Below are 738 nucleotides of genomic sequence, written 5' to 3' on the forward strand. Positions count from 1 at the left end.
GCGCATGCTGGATGCCGACGCGGATACGCGTGTCACCGGCGTCTCCTCGCTTTATCGCACGCCGCCCTGGGGCAAGCTCGATCAGCCCGATTTTCTCAATGCGGCCGCCGAGATTTCCACCGTGCTTGCACCGCGTGCCTTGCTCGACCTCTGCCTCGATGCGGAGCGCAAGCTGAAGCGGGTGCGGGAGGAGCGCTGGGGGCCGCGGCTGATCGATATCGACATTCTGGTGTTCGGGGACCGCGTCATCCACGAGACCGGACTGGAGGTGCCGCATCCGCGCATGCTGGAGCGCGCCTTCGTGCTGGCGCCGCTGGCCGAGATCGCGCCCGGCCTGGTTGTCAGCGGTCGCAGCATCACCGACCGCCTGGTCGCCGTCGATACTTCAGGCATCGAGCGATTGTCCTCCGGCCGGGATTGGTGGTTGGCCTAGGTGCGTTGATATTCAGGTGATGCCGGCCTGCAAACGGCGAGTTCCTGCGCTTCCGGTGCTCACGTACCCAAATGTACGCTCCGCTCCGGTTCTCGGAACCCACCGTTTTCGACTCGGCCTGACCTGAATCTCAACACACCTTGGAGCGGGGTCTTTAACCGGAGAAGCCGCCGCCATCCAGGAACGTCTGCTCCTGCGGGGTGGTTTCGCGGCCAAGCATCTTGTTTCGGTGCGGAAAACGGCCGAAATTCTGAATGATATCGCGGTGTTCGACAGCGTACTTCAGGTATGGCTCGGCCCAGGCC

The 738-nt window shown here is 63.7% G+C and carries 2 protein-coding genes; one reads left to right on the forward strand and one right to left on the reverse strand.

The genetic code is table 11. The features are described 5' to 3' along the window. The coding region (gene folK, locus EN939_RS36655) for a 2-amino-4-hydroxy-6-hydroxymethyldihydropteridine diphosphokinase (RefSeq protein WP_127272095.1) at positions 1-433 on the forward strand (433 nt) is incomplete at its 5' end. 154 nt (positions 434-587) lie between these two features. Here the strand turns inward: folK and EN939_RS36660 are convergent. Continuing rightward, on the reverse strand, positions 588-738 hold a 151-nt coding region (locus tag EN939_RS36660; RefSeq protein WP_127272096.1), incomplete at its 5' end, for a DUF924 family protein.

Source organism: Mesorhizobium sp. M7A.F.Ca.CA.002.05.1.1 (assembly GCF_003998335.1).
In the GTDB taxonomy this organism is placed as follows: Bacteria; Pseudomonadota; Alphaproteobacteria; order Rhizobiales; family Rhizobiaceae; genus Mesorhizobium.